13 protein-coding genes are annotated in these 17939 nt (G+C 45.5%); 5 read left to right on the forward strand and 8 right to left on the reverse strand.

What is annotated here, in order from left to right; genetic code table 11:
- Positions 1-144: 144 nt before the first annotated feature.
- The 3 genes from EGV92_RS06155 to EGV92_RS06165 all read right to left on the reverse strand — a co-directional run bounded on the left by EGV92_RS06155 (position 145) and on the right by EGV92_RS06165 (position 3010).
- Positions 145-942 carry a transporter substrate-binding domain-containing protein gene (locus tag EGV92_RS06155; RefSeq protein ID WP_131668356.1) on the reverse strand — a complete coding sequence of 266 codons (798 nt, stop codon included), beginning with the start codon at positions 940-942 and terminating at the stop codon, positions 145-147.
- 442 nt (positions 943-1384) lie between these two features.
- Complete coding sequence (locus EGV92_RS06160; protein ID WP_131668357.1) at positions 1385-2167, reverse strand: ABC transporter ATP-binding protein; 783 nt, start codon at positions 2165-2167, stop codon at positions 1385-1387.
- A gap of 435 nt (positions 2168-2602) precedes the next feature.
- Positions 2603-3010, reverse strand: a complete 408-nt coding sequence (locus tag EGV92_RS06165) for a hypothetical protein (RefSeq protein ID WP_131668358.1) — start codon at positions 3008-3010, stop codon at positions 2603-2605.
- Between the two features lie 489 nt (positions 3011-3499).
- Here EGV92_RS06165 and EGV92_RS06170 point away from each other — a divergent pair, with 489 nt between their 5' ends.
- The gene (locus EGV92_RS06170) at positions 3500-4801 is read left to right on the forward strand and encodes a glutamate-5-semialdehyde dehydrogenase (RefSeq protein WP_131668359.1); all 1302 of its coding nucleotides are present in this window, start codon (positions 3500-3502) and stop codon (positions 4799-4801) included.
- 301 nt (positions 4802-5102) lie between these two features.
- Positions 5103-5801 carry a ZIP family metal transporter gene (locus EGV92_RS06175; RefSeq protein ID WP_131668360.1) on the forward strand — a complete coding sequence of 233 codons (699 nt, stop codon included), beginning with the start codon at positions 5103-5105 and terminating at the stop codon, positions 5799-5801.
- Positions 5802-6170: 369 nt separating this feature from the next.
- On the opposite strand, the gene glyA is transcribed toward EGV92_RS06175, so the two are convergent.
- From glyA to EGV92_RS06195, 4 genes are all read right to left on the reverse strand, one after another.
- Positions 6171-7427, reverse strand: coding sequence for a serine hydroxymethyltransferase (gene glyA, locus EGV92_RS06180; RefSeq protein ID WP_131668361.1), 1257 nt, complete (start codon positions 7425-7427; stop codon positions 6171-6173).
- 338 nt (positions 7428-7765) lie between these two features.
- The gene (locus EGV92_RS06185; RefSeq protein ID WP_131668362.1) at positions 7766-8245 is read right to left on the reverse strand and encodes an SH3 domain-containing protein; all 480 of its coding nucleotides are present in this window, start codon (positions 8243-8245) and stop codon (positions 7766-7768) included.
- Between the two features lie 412 nt (positions 8246-8657).
- Positions 8658-9155: a chorismate--pyruvate lyase family protein gene (locus EGV92_RS06190; protein WP_131668778.1), complete on the reverse strand. Its 498-nt coding sequence runs from the start codon at positions 9153-9155 to the stop codon at positions 8658-8660.
- A gap of 153 nt (positions 9156-9308) precedes the next feature.
- Entirely contained in the window at positions 9309-10616 is a 1308-nt protein-coding gene (locus tag EGV92_RS06195; RefSeq protein ID WP_131668779.1) for a GNAT family N-acetyltransferase, read from the reverse strand.
- Between the two features lie 939 nt (positions 10617-11555).
- On the opposite strand from EGV92_RS06195, the gene EGV92_RS06200 reads away from it, so the two are divergent.
- The gene (locus tag EGV92_RS06200; protein ID WP_131668363.1) at positions 11556-13775 is read left to right on the forward strand and encodes an NADP-dependent isocitrate dehydrogenase; all 2220 of its coding nucleotides are present in this window, start codon (positions 11556-11558) and stop codon (positions 13773-13775) included.
- A 264-nt stretch (positions 13776-14039) separates the two neighbouring features.
- Here EGV92_RS06200 and icd read toward each other — a convergent pair whose 3' ends face one another.
- On the reverse strand, positions 14040-15299 hold the full coding sequence (gene icd, locus EGV92_RS06205) for an NADP-dependent isocitrate dehydrogenase (protein ID WP_131668364.1): 1260 nt from the start codon (positions 15297-15299) through the stop codon (positions 14040-14042).
- Between the two features lie 618 nt (positions 15300-15917).
- On the opposite strand from icd, the gene EGV92_RS06210 reads away from it, so the two are divergent.
- Together EGV92_RS06210 and EGV92_RS06215 are read left to right on the forward strand one after the other, a co-directional pair.
- Positions 15918-16526, forward strand: coding sequence for a pseudouridine synthase (locus EGV92_RS06210; protein ID WP_423227894.1), 609 nt, complete (start codon positions 15918-15920; stop codon positions 16524-16526).
- 251 nt (positions 16527-16777) lie between these two features.
- Positions 16778-17659 carry a DUF305 domain-containing protein gene (locus tag EGV92_RS06215; RefSeq protein WP_131668365.1) on the forward strand — a complete coding sequence of 294 codons (882 nt, stop codon included), beginning with the start codon at positions 16778-16780 and terminating at the stop codon, positions 17657-17659.
- Positions 17660-17939 lie beyond the last annotated feature (280 nt).

Genomic DNA, 17939 nt, shown 5'->3' on the forward strand with positions numbered 1-17939 from the left:
CCGTAATGCTAATTTAATAAAGGTTGGTTCAATAACAAGCGGCTGATAGCAAACGACTCAACTATAAATGTCTTAAAATAGGAGCAATTCTATTTTATTATCGCCTTTTTGCAGTCGCCTCTTGCAGCTTTCTTCTAATTACAGCTATTGACCAAAGTTTGCTTGCTCAAGCTCAGCCAACTTACCATTGTCACGGATCTGTGTTAGTGCTTGGTTAAACTCGTCTTTTAGTGGATCACCTTTGCGTACAGCAATAGCGATCTTATCATCGTTATCAATCTCATCACCCACGATAGCGAAGCCTTCACGGTTATCTTTCAGCCATTCGACGGCGGATACTTTTTCGGCTAGTACCGCATCGCTACGATCGGACTTTAGATCAAGGTAGGCATTATCATAACTATCATATAGCTGGACAATCGTGCCATTTTTGCCTTCATAGTTGTCTTGTAGATAAGCGCCAGGGGTCGTCGAGCGTTGACCACCAAGCTTTACATCTGCGACATTATTAGGATCAAATTTACTATCAGTAGGCGCTAGCCACACCATCGTGTTGGTGAAGTATGGCTCGGTAAAGTCTACTTTTTCTTGACGTTCTGGGGTGATAGACATACCAGCGACGACAGCGTCATATTTCTTCGCAAGTAGCCCAGGAATGATACCGTCCCAATCTTGAGCGACAATATCACACTTAGCCTGCATCTGATCACAAAGCGCCTGAGCCACTTCTACGTCAAAGCCGCCAAGACTGCCATCAGAGTTGGTATAGTTAAAAGGAGGGTACGCGCCCTCAGTAGCAATGCGAATGACTTTTGCGCTAGCATCAGTCGTTGCAGCATCAGCGTCGGTATCAGGAGCGTCCGTCGTAGAGGAGTTACAAGCGCTAAGAGCAAGCGCCGCCGATAGTGATAAAGTAGACCAAAGCAGTCGTGAAGTTAGCATATTTCGTTCCTTAAATGCGGCTAGCTACGTCGACCCTCAGTTATTTATAGCGAACATGAGGATAACGATTACTAACGAAGCGTTGCAATATGTAATCAAAGTGATAATACCTGAGCTGATTATCAAAAACAAACGCTTTAAGTGTTAGCTGTCATTCTATTGTCATGAGAATTTTGTAGAGGCAAGCGGTGATAAGATAAGCCTGATAAGGGGACAGAGACGTTGATTACTGCCGCTCATTCACTTGGTTGTGGCTAACACTCTGCAGGCTTATAGCAAAAAAGACAGCATAACGATGCTGTCTCTTAACTTATCTAAACTTCAATAAAGCGGTCTAAGCTGGGGGGCTGGCTGCAATAATGCCCTCAGCCTTGCTCATTATGGCCGCTCAAAAATATATAGGCTATACTAGATACCAATTAACCCTAATCTCGCAAATTAACTAGCGGTGTGACGACATAAAGTCACGTACGCGCTCAGACTTTGGATTATCAAATACTTGCTCTGGGCTACCTATCTCTTCGATACGGCCTTGATGCAGGAACACCACTTGACTTGAGACTTCACGGGCAAAGCGCATCTCGTGGGTGACGATAAGCATGGTACGTCCCTCTTCTGCTAACTCGTGCATGACCGCCAGCACTTCATTGACCAGCTCTGGATCAAGCGCCGAGGTTGGCTCATCAAACAATAGTACTCGCGGCCGCATAGCCAGCGCCCGCGCAATAGCAACGCGCTGGCGCTGACCACCTGATAAGTTAGCCGGATAGGCATCTTTTTTATCTAACAAGCCCACTTTATCCAGCAGCTGCTCGGCTTCACTAATGGCCTGATCTTTTTTGATTTTCAGAACTTGGGTCGGTCCCTCAGTGATGTTTTGAATGATAGTGCGGTGTGGCCATAAGTTGAAATTCTGAAAGACAAACCCTACCCGCGCCCGTAGCTGCTCAAGCTGGCGGTTACTGACCGCTTGTAGCTCGCCTGACTTGCCAGGCTTTAACAGTAGCTTTTCATCACCCACCATGATGGTACCTTGATTAGGTTTTTCTAATAAGTTGACACAGCGCAGCAGTGTGGACTTGCCAGATCCTGATGAGCCTAAGATAGAGATGACGTCGCCATCATAAGCGGTCAGTGACACCCCTTTTAAAACTTCAAGCGATCCATAGCTTTTGTGAATATTTTCAAGCGTTAAGGCAACCGGACGATTAGCAGAATCGGACATGGTGAAGGTAGTTTCCATTATAAAAGGTGATTTAGTCTTGCCCAGCTCAGATGGCCATTGGCTAGCTAGATATCTATTAGAGAGTTAACATGCCGTAATTACGGGATTTATCAATAGTCGTTATGATGATCAAGATACAAGCTGCGACTATTATATACGTATTAAAGTGCCATATTGTCTCTTAAATAGACGTAAAAAGGCAAATTTTCTCTAGAGCAAAGCCACTTTAAACTACGGGCTATGCTATAGCAGCGCCTATATGAAGACTTAAGTAGTGAAGGCTATAAATTGACTTTAGCAAAAATGCAAAAAACCGAGCTCAGAGGTCTCGGTTTTAATGACAGCTATTAGGGCCTATTGCAACTGATCAGTTCTTAAGCTAACGACATTAAGCCACTGGCTTTGACCAATAGTCTCTACTAACTCTAGTCTCTATTAATTTGTTGAAACGTGTTCTTCTTGCTCAGTACCATCTAACACGGCATCACCATTACTAGAACCAACATCATCAGTGGTTACGGCATCAGGTGTTTCAACAACCGCACCGTCAGTAGCGACATCAGTCGTTGGCATGTCTTGCTGCTCAATGTCAACAAGATCACCGTCTTGAGCTGTGTCAGTACCAGCTACATCGGTCGTTGCAGGATCAATATCTGTGGTCGCAGTAGTATCTACATCAGTGGCTGCCTGCTCAACAGGGGCTTGAGCATCGACTGTAGTATCTGCCGGAGCCGCATCGTTGGTTGCGGCTTCTTTATCAGCGCAAGCGCCGAGTAATAGAGCGGAGGCGAGCATAGGGACAAACATGGCTTTTTTGCTAAGAGAGAACATTGATAGATTCATATTCAATACCTTCTAATTATTAGAGTTCTGATGCAATTGGCTCCTAAAGCCTACTGTCAGTGCTTCTAGTTTACTCCATTAGTGATGCTGGAGCGTTAACTATTATCCAATCTCTTTGTTAAAAAGCGTAACTGTCATTACCAGCCGCGCGTGAGGTCGAGACAGACTCACTATAAGGTGTCTGGCAGCTATTTTTAGGTATCTAATTATGGTTAATCAGATAAATTTGCCCTTTACTCTAGCCAGTATCTACTCTATGTTAATGACATCTTAACCTTACTAATCAATTATTCACTACCACTGAGTCAGTGCAGCGCGCGTGACAGGATCTTATAAAACAAACCGCTACGCAGTTTGACTTAATTTAGGACCATCCAGTTTTATACCTCCTATTATACAAGGTCCCAAATTAGCACTACGTTATCATTAAAGGTAAGGTTTAATATTGGCTTTAAGCTGAACGTATTCTTAACTTAAGGAGTATCAATAATGACTACTGAGCAAATCAACGATATCCCCACTTATATGCAGCAAGTTGGCAAGCAAGCTAAAGAAGCCTCACGATTGCTAGCTGCCGCCAATACTGGCACAAAAAACGCTGCTTTACTGGCCATTCATGATGCCCTAGTTAGTGAAAAAGAGGCAATCTTAGCGGCCAATAAAATCGATATGGACAAAGGCACAAAGAACGATCTTGAGGCCGCACTTCTTGACCGCTTAGAGCTTAATGACGCGCGCTTTGAAGGGATGCTACAAGGGCTAAAGGACGTGGCGGCTCTGCCAGACCCAATCGGTGAAGTCACCGATATGACCTATCGCCCCTCTGGCATCCAGCTGGGTAAGATGCGTGTGCCGCTCGGCGTGGTCGGTATGATCTATGAGTCGCGCCCTAACGTTACCTTGGAGGCGGCTTCACTGGCCTTGAAGTCTGGCAATGCCATCATTCTACGTGGCGGCTCTGAAGCCTTTGAATCCAATCAGGCTATTGCTCGCTGCATCTTAAAAGGCTTACAGTGCGCGGGGTTACCCGAGTATGCGGTCCAAGTGCTGCAGACGACTGATCGCGCTGCGGTAGGCGAGCTGATTACCATGACCGACTATGTCGACGTCATTGTTCCGCGTGGTGGTAAAGGGCTGATTGAGCGCATCAGCCGTGATGCCCGAGTACCCGTTATCAAGCATTTAGATGGCAATTGTCACACCTATATCGATGCCGATGCCGACCCCGAAATCGCTATCAAGGTCAGCGTAAACGCCAAGACGCATCGCTACGGCACCTGTAACACTATGGAGACACTACTGATCGATCAAGCGGTGGCCGAGACGCTACTGCCAAAGATAGCTGCTGCGATAGTAGACGCTGATGACGCGATGCAGCTGCGTGTTGATAGCAAGTCCAAATCGCTCCTATCCACTGATGCCGCTCTTAAATCGCACCTAAGCGATGCCACCGAGAGCGACTGGGATACTGAATATCTGGCCCCTATCCTCGCCATTAAGGTAGTAGACGGTATCGATGAGGCGATAAGCCATATTAACACTCATGGCAGTCACCATACCGACGTTATCATTACCGATAACTACAGCAAGTCTCAGCGCTTTTTGCGTGAGGTTGACTCCTCTAGCGTTATGATTAATGCCTCAAGCCGCTTTGCCGATGGCTTTGAGTATGGCCTTGGCGCCGAAATAGGCATCTCTACAGACAAGATTCATGCCCGTGGCCCTGTTGGTCTTAATGGTTTAACGTCTCAGAAGTGGATTGTCTACGGTCATGGTGAGGTGCGTGGCTGACCCCATGCTTACGCTGTGCGATAAGTGGCAACCCTCACTACTCGCTAACCTCTACTCTGAGTTTACCTTTACAATGAACGTCAGCACATCGCTGGCGTTTTTTTATTCTAGCCCAATTAACACCAAGTAATAACGATACCAGAACAAAACTTTTGTTAAGCTATAGCCAATCCATAATAATGTTGGTACAAGGAATCCGAGCGCAGGCTATACAGTAGTATGGTTAGTGAGGATGACACCATAACAGTTTTATTGTGGGCCGACTATAATACTCTTATAACTACAATGGACTCATAATATTATGATGGTGTTTTTGATTATTCTAGTGGTATCGGGAGCACTAATTGTAGGGGCGCTCTGGGGTATCTATGGCTCGCTACCAAGTTGGCTTCAAGGTAATTTATTGGCTATCGCTGGCGGTGCATTGATGCTCTCTGTCGTTTTGGAGATGATTCAGCCGGCGTTGTCGCATGCAGGCTTATGGTCTACCATCGCTTTTACCATGCTTGGTGCTGCGGTCTTTACGGGCATTGACTATCTGATTGATGAAAAGCTCGATAGCGAAGGTGGTGGCGGTCTCTTAGCAGCCATTACTCTTGATGGCATCCCCGAAAACTTAGCACTTGGCGTGTCATTAATCAGCGGTAACGCTATGCAGGTTGCCGCATTGGCTGGCTCCATTTTGTTATCTAACCTACCTGAAGCTGCCGGCGGCGCTAAGCAAATGAAAGAAAGCGGTAGTAGCAATAAAAAAATACTCATGCTTTGGATAGGCGCCGCTGTGTTGCTGTCCGTCGCTGCGATAGCAGGCAAGATGCTACTCAGCGGCGTGCCAAAGTCGATATTGAGTTGGATAGATTGCTTCGCTGCTGGTGCAGTCATCGCCTCGCTCGCTACTGAAATCTTTCCTCAAGCCTTTAAAGAAGGCAACCACTGGGCCGGAATTAGTACTGCCATCGGCTTAATCTTGGCCTTAGGGCTAAATCAACTTGGTGGCTAGGTCACTTTAAGACCCCCACAGTCCGACTGAGAAAGATTTTTATGGCCTTTGCGTACAACTCGCAAGATTTTTTTACCCAGTAATTGTGTATTACATCTAGCTTAATTAATTAGAGTTTGACCAGCGATACATGTAGAGCCTCTCTACATACATTTTCTTATTGAAAATTATAAAAAGCAGGCACTTGATATAGTCAATCTATTTAAAACTGGTACATAGAACCATCTACATAGAGCCATCACTGGGATAAATTTACTGGCTAGACCAACAAAAAACCGCCTAGCAGTTGCTAGGCGGTTTTTTATTGATCTAATCAAAGTTCTCTAAAAACGTTCTCTAAAAACTTAAATGGTTTAATAAAATCAAACCTTATTGATTTTTAGCATAAACAGGCAGTTTTTTGCAGATAGCTTTGACCTTTTCACGAGTCTCTTCGATAACTTTTTCATCACCACGGCTATCGAGAACGTCACAGATCCAACCCGCTAGTTCGCGTGAGTCGTCTTCTTTAAAGCCACGAGTGGTCGTAGCAGCAGTACCGATACGGATACCAGAGGTCACAAACGGTGATTTTGGATCGTTAGGCACGGCGTTTTTATTAACGGTGATGTAAGCATCGCCAAGCCATTTGTCCGCTTCTTTACCGGTCATTTCTTGCTTGATTAAGCTGATTAGCATGAGATGGTTTTCAGTGCCGCCAGAGACGACGTCATAACCACGATCTTGAATAACTTCTGCCATAGCTTTGGCATTTTTCACCACTTGCTGCTGATAAGCCTTAAAGTCATCTTGCAAGGCTTCTTTAAAGCAGACAGCTTTGGCAGCGATGGCATGCATCAATGGACCACCTTGGTTACCTGGGAAGACAGCAGAGTTCAGCTTTTTAGCCAGCTTGTCATCACGCGACAAAATCAGACCAGAGCGTGGACCGCGCAAGGTTTTATGCGTAGTGGTGGTAACGACGTCAGCGAAAGGTACTGGGCTAGGATAGACGCCACCTGCGACCAGACCTGCGACATGGGCCATGTCGACGAACAGATACGCGCCGATTTCATCAGCGATTTTGCGGAATCGCGCCCAATCGACGACTTGTGAGTAAGCCGAGAAACCAGCGATGATCATCTTTGGCTTGTGCTCGCGCGCTAGGCTTTCTACTTGCTCATAGTCGATCTCGCCAGTCTCGTTATTAAGACCATACTGCACCGCTTTATAATTGATACCTGAGAAGTTGACATGCGCGCCGTGAGTCAAGTGACCACCTGCATCCAAGCTCATACCCAGTACCGTATCGTTAGCGTCTAATAAAGCTAAGAATACTGCTGAGTTGGCTTGTGAGCCGGCATGTGGCTGGACGTTAGCGTACTCAGCACCGAATAGCTCTTTGGCACGGTCGATAGCCAGCTGCTCGATTACATCAACATGCTCACAGCCGCCATAGTAGCGCTTACCTGGATAACCTTCCGCGTATTTATTGGTTAGATCACTACCTTGCGCTTCCATTACGGCCTGCGAGCAGTAGTTCTCTGAGGCGATCAGCTCGATATGTGACTCTTGACGGCTGCTCTCAGCGGTCATTGCTTCATATAGATCTGGATCAAAATCCTTAATAGAGATATCTTTAAACATGGTTGAGTCCTATTGGTCTAAAAAGTGTCTAGCAAAAAGGGCTTATGGAAAGAGTCTTATAAATAAAGTTACTCAATAGCTTGAACTTTATCAAACTCTATTGGCGCTTTATTATAGCGTTATCAAAGCGATAATTCGCCTTAATAAGGTCAGCTAAAGCTTAAGTGTAACATGAAATCCACCCGCCACATGGCAAAAAAGAGTCATGCTAAGATGACTCTTTTTAAGGTAGCAAGGTCAGTATAATTCAGCGACCAGCTGGCTTATTAGCGCTATTATTGTGGATAATGTGCAAAACGTCATTACTCAGCTAATATCCAGCTCCCGCTATGGGTTAACTATTGAACAGCGACTAATGGCTTAGCAACCCAGCCCTCACCCTTATCACTTTGTACATGGTAATAGCCATTTTGCTCAGTACCCATGTAGATCATAATGTCTTGCTTGCTCAAGCTGGCAACTGGGCTTGAGGTCTTATCTGGCATAGAATATAAGCTGGTATTTTTTAGCTTACCAATTAAGACAGCGCCAGTTACTACCTGTCCCGTTGTCACTACCGCACCCTGAACAGTAGCAGCATTAGATTTAGGTTGAGCTGTGATGCCGACTTCTTCCCCCAAGCCCTCTACCGCACGTTTACTTCCTCGAATGGTATCTGCCGTTTGGCCAATAGAGCGAATTGAGTTTTGCGCGTTATACAGACTATCCAAAAACCCAGCGTTGGCGCTAAGGGGTAAACTTAGGGCCATCGAGGTAAGCGCCATTAATCCAGCTAGCTTTAAAGGCTGTGGGATAAAGTTATCGATTGAGATAGACATAGTAGATTCCTAGTCATGTAAGCTATCTTTCAACAATGGATTAGCAGACATCCGCTAGCAATCGCAGACCAGCTATCACCGATTAAAAAGTTAACTTATTAGATTGTATTAAATTAAATGTTGTTGGGTTTATAGTTATACCATATCAGCAAAATTCTCAACAAGCGTTTTTCTGATAAACGGCGCTTGATCTATGAACGACTTTAGGCTTTTACAGCAAGCTGAATACTAGGGTGTGACCTCATTTACCGAAACTGACGTTTGATGGACTTAAAAAGGTTATATTCCCATCAATTTTTGCAAATTTGTAGACAATATATCTATATTCTCTACAAAATTTCCTTTCATTGACAAAAATCTGTCTCATTTTAAGCCTCATGCGCCAATTGAGAACACGCCCTAGCAATATATTTCACGCGATTAAAAATGCCGGCAAAAAGGTTTCACTTATTAAAATAGGCCGCTTGTGCCAGTCATACCGCGTTTGTCGCTGCCAGCCTTCACTAGTCATCCGAATCCAACGCTGATTGGGCAAAGTACGCTGCCGCTTAAACAGCACGTAGCCAATCGGTGTGCCTTTCAGCTGTTGTAAGCGCCTTGCCTCACCGCGAAGGCTGGGTACAGGAAATAGGCTCTGCGCTGCAATCCATGGCGCTTCATTATCACCATACAGCAGCACTTCACGTACCCAAGCTTGCATCGGCCGATTCAATTTAGACCCTCGATAGCCAAGCTGGCGCTTTTGTAGAAGTGTCAATGGCCGGTAACCCTCAAAGCTACGCTCAACCCTTAATGGCTGACCTGCTTTACTCTCTAGTAAAGCAGTAAGAGAGCCGCCACAAAGCAGCCAGTAGCGCAGGGCCGCTGGCAACTCAAAACGCTTCTTAGCTTGCTCGCTCAGATTCACCATATTGACCCTATTTGCACCACACTGCTGGTACAAATGGGTCATCATAGGACGCTTGATTATCATTGTTATAACTTACCGTGTCCGCAGCTGACTTATAAAGACTATACTAGCTTATAAAGACTATACTAGCTTCAACCGTTGGGGCTTTAAGTATTAGCCCTTAAATGTCGGCATATTATCCGCATTAAATGGCAATGCCTCATGCGCTTGCTGCCGATAGTGGCGCATATGCTCTATATCACGCTGGCAAAAGTCACCTATTGCGGGCGCAAAGCGCGGATCATAGATTCGGTGCAATGAATGCGTCACTGTCGGGACAAAGCCGCGGATGAGTTTATGCTCGCCTTGGGTACCGGGGTCAAAATAATCCAGTCCCTTTTCTATCGCAAACTCAATCCCTTGATAATAGCACAGCTCAAAATGCAGGCTATCATAGTCATCTAGCGCGCCCCAATAGCGACCATAAAGCGTTGAGTTTAGACTATTCGGCTCGTCATACACAAACAAACTACTGGCGATAATTGCACCAGTGTCGTCCAAAGCTTGCGCCAGCATAAGATGTTCTGACATTGTGCGACCTAGCTGAGTAAAAAAATCAGCGTTTAGATAAGGCTCTTGTCCGCGTACCGCATAGGTCATTACATAACACTGGTAGAATGCTGACCAGTCTGCCGCCGTTATCTCAGTACCAGTCTTTAGCTCACAACGAATATTCTGCTTAGCGACTTTTTTACGCTCACTACGAATGGTTCTACGCCTCTTTGCCGTGAGAGTCATCAAAAACTCATCAAAATTAGCAAAGGGTTTGCTGTCGTTCATCAGGTTTTGATTTTGCCATAAAAACTGACAACCCTGCCGCTCAAACAGTTGCGGCAAAAAAGTAAGAGGCAGCTTAGAGTTGATTGCAGAATTAAATTTAACATCGTGCCCCAAATGATCTTTAGGATGATGCTCAGCAGCATGTTCGGACGAGTTGAGACGCTGAGCGCACATTGCTAGCTGCTCGGTGACGAATAGTCCGTGCCAGCTTGAGGCGTTGACTTGGGCGGCAATGTTTTCTACCCCAGACAGTGCAGCAGCTAAGATATCTGCTGTCAGCTCAGTCCCTGCTGTCAGCCACAAGCGCTGACCGGTAATCGGGGTAAAGGGCACGCTGGTGACCAGCCGTGGATAGTAGTCGACACCATAGCGAGCATAGGCTTCAGCCCATGCATGATCAAAGACAAACTCGCCTCGGTGATGACCTTTAATAAAGACCGGCATAACCGCGACAGGTAGCTCCGGAGCTTGGGATTGATGAACCTCTACAAATATCAGCAGCCACCCTGCTTCCTCGCCGATAGCGCCGGAATCACTCAATGCCTGCCAAAAAGCAAAGCTCATAAATGGTGTATCAGGCACTTGCCAGTCTGACTTAAGCTGCCAATCAAAGTCCCGAGTTAGTGAATAGCAATAGGTCATAAGCGCCACATCAGTCATTTTTAATTACCATACAATGAGACTAGCAAACCTTTCAACTATTGCTGTCACAATTTGCAAAGATAACCCCGGTAATTTATAGCGAAATTTACCAATCAGCAGCTTGTTACTACTGCCAAACCAGCTATTATTTATCCGCCCCATACCCTATCGATTTTATGCTGGGTCAGTCTAGCTCTATCCGCCTGCGCTTCATCTACGTCCGAGCAAGCCGCCAACCATCAGGTCACTAGCAAAGGCAATGAAGCCAAGCTGACCGATGAGCTTGAAATATCGATATTAGAACGACTGAAGCTGCCTATTCAATAAAAGGCGGCTCGTAAGTGCAGCGTCACATGAAGACCATAACTATAAAGAGAACAGGATAGATAAAGATACTGCTGCAGAGAGAAAAAGTGAGGGAAAAGATGATATCGCGGCTGATGACTGGTAGAATAAGCGCGTTATCAGCTTAATATAATTAAGATATATAGGATATGAGCGACAATAGTATACTTAGTTCATCATCCGATATTGACATCGTAGCGAAATTATAGTGGATTTACTATAATAGGCTACCAGCTGCTCGTTTCTAGACAGTCCTTTTTAGGCTGCGCCGATGAGATATGCGCCACTTTAAGTCGTGTAAGTTTGCTGATAACAAAAGTTAAAAGTATGCAAAAGATACGCTATAAACCGTCTTGATAATTTCTAAGAGACTACATAGCTTGTACTTGATCTAACCATATGGTCCATTCTTGCGTAGTATCATCGGTACTATCGTCCATTTACTATGAGTCACTAGAAGACAAGCAAGTGCAGACAATGCAAATAAGTGTATAAAGCGACATTGTCGTATTTTGATGGATTTATAGACCTATATGTCCAACATAATACTTAAGCCTTAATATTCACCCTAACCTAAAGGAACATACTACTATAATGTCAAAAATTATTTATACCAAAACTGATGAAGCACCAGCTTTAGCAACGCTATCATTGTTGCCTATTGTGCAAGCCTTTACCAAATCTGCAGGGGTCTCCGTCGAGACTAGCGACATCTCGGTTGCCGCTCGCATATTGGCTGAATTCCCTGATTACTTAACAGAGGAACAACGCGTTCCTGATAATCTGGCGGAGCTGGGCAGACTCACGCAGGACCCAAATACCAATATCATCAAACTGCCAAATATCAGTGCGTCAGTCCAGCAGCTCAAAGCGGCGATTAAAGAGCTACAAAGTAAAGGCTACGCCATCCCAGATTTTCCAGATGACCCACAATCTGATGAAGAAAAAGAAATCCGTAAGCGTTATGGTAAAGCGCTAGGCAGCTCTGTTAACCCTGTCCTGCGTGAAGGTAACTCAGATCGCCGCGCGCCCAAAGCGGTCAAAAACTATGCCCGCAAGTACCCCCACACTATGGGTGAATGGAAGCAGTGGTCACAGACGCATGTCTCGCACATGCACAGTGGCGACTTCTATGATGGCGAGCAATCTTTGACCTTAGACAAAGCGCGCACCGTTCGTATGGAGCTATTGACTGATGACGGCGAAACTCAGGTCTTAAAGCCAGAGATTAAGCTGCTTGATAAAGAAATCATCGATCTGATGTTCATGCGCAAACAAGCACTGCTTGACTTCTATGAGCGTGAAATGGAAGACTGCCGCGAGGCCGGAATTTTATTCTCATTGCATGTCAAAGCCACGATGATGAAGGTGTCTCACCCAATCGTCTTTGGTCATGCGGTCAGAATTTATTATAAAGAAGCTTTTGAGAAGCACGGTGCTGTCTTTGATGAGCTAGGTGTCAATGTCAATAACGGCATGGCAAACTTATATGAAAAAATTGCCGAACTGCCTGCCAGTCAGCGTGAAGAGATTGAGCAAGACTTGCATGCCTGTCAAGAGCATCGCCCACGTCTGGCTATGGTTGATTCGTCTAAAGGCATCACTAACTTCCACTCTCCAAGCGATATTATCGTCGATGCTTCTATGCCAGCTATGATTCGAAATGGCGGCAAGATGTGGGGCGCTGATGGCAAGCTTTATGACTGTAAAGCGGTCATGCCAGAGTCTACCTTTGCCCGTATCTATCAAGAAATGATCAACTTCTGCAAATGGCATGGCAGTTTTGATCCTACCACTATGGGTACTGTCCCTAACGTCGGCTTGATGGCGCAAAAAGCTGAAGAGTATGGCTCACATGATAAGACTTTTGAGTCTAGCGATACTGGTATGGCACGTATCGTCGATGTGGATAGCGGTGAAGTCCTACTTGAGCAGCGCGTTGAAAAGGGTGATATCTGGCGCATGTGTCAGGTCAAAGATGAGCCTATCCAAGATTGGGTAAAACTTGCCGTACGCCGTGCGCGTGAGTCAGACACTCCAGTTATCTTCTGGTTAGACCCATACCGTCCTCACGAGAATGAGCTGATCAAAAAGGTCAAAACTTACCTAAAAGATCATGATACCGAAGGTCTACACATTGAGATTATGTCTCAGGTTCGTGCGATGCGCTATACATTAGAGCGTGTGGCTCGTGGTCTCGATACTATCTCAGCGACTGGTAACATCCTGCGCGATTACCTCACAGACTTGTTCCCGATTCTAGAGCTTGGCACCAGTGCTAAAATGCTGTCAGTAGTACCATTAATGAAAGGTGGCGGCTTGTTTGAAACTGGCGCTGGTGGCTCTGCACCAAAGCATGTCGAGCAACTTGTAGAAGAGAACCACTTACGTTGGGATTCACTAGGTGAGTTCTTAGCGTTGACCGTGTCTTTGGAGCACTTAGCAGAGAATGACCAAAATGCTAAGGCCAAAGTATTGGCTGATACGCTAGATAAAGCGACTGAGAAGCTACTATTAAATAACAAGTCACCTTCTCGCAAGACTGGAGAACTTGACAACCGTGGTAGCCACTTCTATCTAGCTATGTACTGGGCCCAAGAGCTTGCTGCTCAAGACCAAGATAGCGAGCTTAAAGATAAATTTGCCCCACTGGCTCAGAAGCTTGAGAGCAATGAAGAGGCGATTATAAAAGAGCTTAATGAAGCTCAAGGCAAGTCTGTGGACCTTAAAGGCTACTATCTTGCTGATCCAGCAGTGGCTGAGCAAGTCATGCGTCCAAGCAAACTATTCAATGAAGCATTAGCTTCTTTGTAATCCAGCTCGGCGGGCTACCCTTAAAGCCTGCTTAGCAATTAAAACACCCCAAAGGCCGAGGCCTCTGGGGTGTTTTTTTATGACTAAACTATAATGACACGACTATAATGACAAAATCTTCGCAGGCTAAGTTGTCAGCGAAGCTACTGGGATCACTGCCCATAAATCCTCACCTATTAACTCTCCCCCACGCTCCGTATGACAATTGCACCGCAATTTTAGGAGTACAAGGGAGTTACTGTATTGCTCGCCTACAATGCATAATCAGTCATCCATATGCTTGATTATCGCCTTGCCAAACTCAGAAGTACTCAACAGAATAGCATCTGGCATGAGACGCTCAAAGTCATAAGTGACCGTCTTATTTGCAATAGCGCCTTGGATACCCTTGATGACCAGATCCGCCGCTTCAATCCAGCCCATATCGCGAAGCATCATTTCAGCTGACAATATTAGCGACCCTGGGTTTACTTTATCTTGGCCTGCGTACTTAGGCGCCGTACCATGCGTGGCTTCGTATACGGCGATAGAGCCGCCTTTATTAGCACCCGGGGCAATACCAATACCGCCGACTTCTGCTGCTAGCGCATCAGAGATGTAGTCACCATTTAGGTTTAAGGTAGCGATTACTGAATACTCAGCAGGGCGCATCAATATCTGCTGTAAAAAGGCGTCAGCGATGACATCTTTAATGATAATCTCATTGCCCGTTTTTGGGTTTTTCATGGTCATCCACGGACCACCGTCTAGTAGCTGGGCAGCAAAGCGCTCGGCAGCAAGCTCATAACCCCAGTCTTTAAATGCACCTTCAGTAAACTTCATAATGTTACCTTTGTGCACCAAAGTCACACTTGGTAAGTCATTATCGATAGCATGCTGAATCGCTTTGCGCACGAGACGCTGCGTCCCTTCTTTTGAGACTGGTTTGATACCGATACCACAGTCATCAGGGAAGCGAATCTTAGTGACGCCCATCTCCTCTTTTAAGAATTTAATGACTTTTTTAGCCTCATCACTGCCCGCTTTCCACTCAATACCGGCATAGATATCTTCTGAGTTTTCGCGGAAGATAACCATATCAGTGAGTTCAGGATGCTGGACTGGACTTGGCACGCCTTCGAACCAACGCACAGGACGCTGACAGACATATAAATCAAGCTCTTGTCGTAGTGCCACATTTAATGAACGCATGCCGCCGCCTACTGGCGTGGTTAGTGGACCTTTAATACTGATGACGTATTCGCGTAATATCTCCAGCGTCTCCTCTGGCATATATTCGCCTTCATAGATTTTGGACGCCTTCTCGCCGCAGTAAGCCTCCATCCAAACGATAGACTTTTTACCGTGGTAGGCTTTATCAATAGCTGCATCAACGACCTTTTTCATTACTGGTGTGATATCAACACCTATACCGTCCCCTTCAATAAAGGGAATAATCGGATGATTAGGGACGTTTAATGATAGATCAGCGTTAACTGTAATTTTTTCGCCGTCTCTTGGCACAGTTACCTTGTCATAGGGCATGAGATCAAACTCCTTGATGATGTTAATTGAGATCCGTTTTTAGTAGTCAGCTGTCTTTATAGTCAGCTACGGTCTGCAAAGCAGTGTTGAGCGCTTATGATGGTCTTACATCAATACAATCGTGATCAGTCTGTAGGACAGCTAGTTTATAGAGCCAGCGCAATCGTCTAAGCCTCATAGCGAGCCTGCGCATGATTACGTCTGACACACCAATGTCAATATGGCAACATAGTTCTGCTATGTCTATAGCAGTATGATAAGACTAATGTACAAGTTACCAAGTACAAGCTACCAAGCCTTGCTCTCGGACTACTGAGCAAAATAAGAAAAGAGAATAGAGAAATTGTGGGATAAAAATATTGCAAATTTGTCTACTAATATAGTAACGAAAATACTGGCTTAATTAGTAATTTTCTTTTATATAGGCTCAGTGATAGTATTAATATAATAAATACCCTTATAAGATAATGGTTATTTTCAGTTATAAATTATTGCTCAATGCCTCAGCTTGTGGCTCGGCGGTAAATTCTTTTTTGCCCTCATTATTAATCCATTTTTAGACATGCTAGACTGCGCTCAGATTTGCTTTTACCGATGCCTCAAGGAGCGCTAATCACAATGTCCGATGTTATTTTATTTAATAAGCCGTACGGTGTGCTCAGTCAGTTTCGCCATGATGATAATAATAACTTTGCCACGCTGGCTGATTACTTTAATGATAAGTCGCTGCGTGTGGCTGGTAGACTTGATGCCACCTCAGAGGGGCTATTGCTATTGACGAGCGACGGCCGGGTGAACCGAGCTATTACGCACCCGCCTAAGGTAAATAACGGCAATAAGCAAGGCAAGACTTACTTGGTGCAAGTCGAGGGTATCGCCAATGATGATCAGCTTTCAGAGCTGGCGCAAGGTGTGCTACTAAAGGATGGCCTGACCTTACCTGCCATGGTTAGATACCTTGAAGACAACGAACTACCGATGCCGCTTTGGCCGCGAAATCCGCCTATCCGCGAGCGTAAAAGTGTGCCGACATCGTGGCTGATGCTGACTATTTTTGAAGGGAAAAACCGTCAGGTAAGGCGTATGACTGCTCATGTAGGACTGCCTTGTTTACGACTTATTCGCTGGTCCGTCGCCGGTTTCGAGCTAGGACAGCTAGAAGTGGGCGCTTTTGTACGGGTGCATTTAAACGCGGCGCGCCTTCGTCAGTTAGGTCTCGCCCGCTAAGCTCGCCTTGACTAACTATGATTTCATTCTTAATGATGCCCAAACAGCCTTTGACGTGACTGGCGATATAGAGTAATGATGACAACTCAATACTCATTAAAAACATAACGCATCCAAATGTTTAGCACTGTAGGTCAAACTCGACCCTAGTTTAAAGGCCATGTATCGCGTATTATAATGAATAAGCTTTTTTGCCATACTACTTTGGCTATTTAGATTATCGTCATCCCCGCATTATTGTAGGATCTATCATGCCGCCCGCTTTATATTTATTGTCTGTTTTTAGTCTCTGTATTGCTGCCGCCACACTCAGCGCTTGCCAGCCCACTGCCGATAGTCACCATAGCACTGCAACGACGGAGGCTCAGTCACAGACTAAAACTGAGCCAAGCTTGCCCAGCGATCAAGATGACTTAGCTGAGCAACCGCCCTCTAATACCAGCGCCTCTAAAATCAGCGAGGTGCAACAACACTATAATAAAGCTATTGCTCATATGCATGAAGAGGTGCAGCTGACCTTCTTTATCAATGATGTCGATGTGGCCTTTGCTCGGGGTATGCTTGGGCACCACCGCGGCGCGGCAGATCTCACCAAACTAGAGCAGCGCTACGGCTCAGATCCAAGCTTACGCGCTCTGGCCAGTGATATTATGACCACCGAGCAAGTTGAGATTGATGCTCTACGTAAGTGGCTGGCCTCGCACCCCGACACTCGCGATGTAGGGCCTTCCACCACTAAAGCGCGGCAGGCTTATCACTATGCCCTGCAAGCGATGCATCAAAGAATGCTGGCAGGGACGACGGCACAAAATCCAGATATTATCTTTGCTCAGACGATGCTAGCTCATCACCGCGGCGCTGAATCAATGGCAAAAATCCAGCTCAAATATGGTAAGAATGAAGAGATGCGTGCACTTGCGGAGCAGATTATCGATGAGCAGCTCGGTGAGATAGAGGCACTTAGAGCATGGCTTGCCACTCAAGGTATTAAGGATAATCCGCGACTGATTGAGCCTATCGCTGTTGAAGATGAAGAGGGGTTACTACCTGCTGATGGTACTGAGTCAGTAGTAGATCATGCAGAGTCGCTAGAAGGTGTGACAGACACGGCTGCTGCTTCAGAAGCCAGCTGATAGTCTAATGACTACAATAAGAGCTAGCTTATACAGGCTCGGCTATTTTTAGCTGACGGTATAATGCGACGAATTACCATATAAAGACTGCTCATATTAAAGCACTCTTACAATGCCCATGTTAAGCTGACTTAGTTAAATAGTACTGGTTTACTCTTGCCATTTACTTAGCTGCTGTCAAATAAACGCGAATTAAAAGCTACCTGTTAGCAAACCTTTTGAGGTTACGCGTCTCGAAGTCTCATCCTAAAGCCAAGTTTAAAATGAATAGTAATCGATG

This window comes from Psychrobacter pygoscelis, assembly GCF_004335015.1.
In the GTDB taxonomy this organism is placed as follows: Bacteria; Pseudomonadota; Gammaproteobacteria; order Pseudomonadales; family Moraxellaceae; genus Psychrobacter; species Psychrobacter pygoscelis.

Excerpts from the sequence above, each read along its gene's own strand:
- EGV92_RS06210 (WP_423227894.1), top strand. The coding sequence starts at position 15,918 with ATGTCCGATGTTATTTTATTTAATAAGCCGTACGGTGTGCTCAGTCAG.
- icd (WP_131668364.1), bottom strand. The coding sequence starts at position 15,299 with ATGCCCTATGACAAGGTAACTGTGCCAAGAGACGGCGAAAAAATTACA.
- EGV92_RS06200 (WP_131668363.1), top strand. The coding sequence starts at position 11,556 with ATGTCAAAAATTATTTATACCAAAACTGATGAAGCACCAGCTTTAGCA.
- EGV92_RS06190 (WP_131668778.1), bottom strand. The coding sequence starts at position 9,155 with ATGGTGAATCTGAGCGAGCAAGCTAAGAAGCGTTTTGAGTTGCCAGCG.
- EGV92_RS06170 (WP_131668359.1), top strand. The coding sequence starts at position 3,500 with ATGACTACTGAGCAAATCAACGATATCCCCACTTATATGCAGCAAGTT.
- EGV92_RS06215 (WP_131668365.1), top strand. The coding sequence starts at position 16,778 with ATGCCGCCCGCTTTATATTTATTGTCTGTTTTTAGTCTCTGTATTGCT.
- EGV92_RS06195 (WP_131668779.1), bottom strand. The coding sequence starts at position 10,616 with ATGACCTATTGCTATTCACTAACTCGGGACTTTGATTGGCAGCTTAAG.
- EGV92_RS06185 (WP_131668362.1), bottom strand. The coding sequence starts at position 8,245 with ATGTCTATCTCAATCGATAACTTTATCCCACAGCCTTTAAAGCTAGCT.
- glyA (WP_131668361.1), bottom strand. The coding sequence starts at position 7,427 with ATGTTTAAAGATATCTCTATTAAGGATTTTGATCCAGATCTATATGAA.
- EGV92_RS06165 (WP_131668358.1), bottom strand. The coding sequence starts at position 3,010 with ATGAATCTATCAATGTTCTCTCTTAGCAAAAAAGCCATGTTTGTCCCT.
- EGV92_RS06155 (WP_131668356.1), bottom strand. The coding sequence starts at position 942 with ATGCTAACTTCACGACTGCTTTGGTCTACTTTATCACTATCGGCGGCG.
- EGV92_RS06175 (WP_131668360.1), top strand. The coding sequence starts at position 5,103 with ATGATGGTGTTTTTGATTATTCTAGTGGTATCGGGAGCACTAATTGTA.
- EGV92_RS06160 (WP_131668357.1), bottom strand. The coding sequence starts at position 2,167 with ATGTCCGATTCTGCTAATCGTCCGGTTGCCTTAACGCTTGAAAATATT.